Origin of the sequence: Hymenobacter crusticola, assembly GCF_002154225.1 — a bacterium.
Taxonomy (GTDB): domain Bacteria; phylum Bacteroidota; class Bacteroidia; order Cytophagales; family Hymenobacteraceae; genus Hymenobacter; species Hymenobacter crusticola.
The window spans coordinates 1-683 of sequence record NZ_MTSE01000128.1; the positions used below are offsets into that span (position 1 = coordinate 1).

A 683-nucleotide genomic window follows, 5' to 3' on the forward strand; every position below is an offset into this window, starting at 1 on the left:
CTTCACGGCGGCCACCACGTTCAGACCCGGCAGCCGGTACGTGCTTCCCGACAGGTACTGGCGCAAGTTCGGGTACTTCGCTTGCCGCTCCGCCGTCGCCTCGACCAACGTGAGTTGGCGCAAATCGGCGATGGTCTTGGGCTCGGCCGCGTCGGCGAAGATCAACGCCCCCACGAGTCCCCCCTGACTTAGATACGCCAGCTTGATCTCCGCATTACTCAGCCCTGTGGCGTAGAGCAGTTCATCCAAGCACACTTTGCTGTTGTGCTGGTAGACTTTCACCAGCGCCGTCGGATCGTTGGTAAACCCAAAGTCTAATCCGTAGTAGGGTACCGTGTGACGCAGGTTCTCGGGTACAGTAGGGACTTGCTGCCACATGGGGTACACCAACGCTTCCACCGAGGGTCTAGGGTCCTGCTGGTAGAGCGAGTTAAACCCAATCGGGTTGGCTTGCTTGACTCCGAGAAGCTTCTGCAGACTGTGACGTTCGGGGAATAACGCCTCGCCGGCCTGCCGGGGATCCAGTAAAGAAGGTGAACCCGTCTTAATGCCTTCGAACTTCAAGACTACCCAGCCGTTGAGATTCGTCTCGGAGTACTCCCCGTCCCGGGCGAGTAGTCTACCCGCCACGTCGTACTCATCCCAGCGCGTATTGCAGAGCAGTTGCTGGCTCTCGTTGTGAA

1 protein-coding gene is annotated in these 683 nt (G+C 58.9%); it reads right to left on the bottom strand.

Features of this window, described 5'->3' with window-relative positions; genetic code table 11:
- Window positions 1-683, bottom strand: a 683-nt coding sequence (locus tag BXP70_RS30225; RefSeq protein WP_218779909.1) for a hypothetical protein, incomplete at both ends; no start/stop codon positions are given.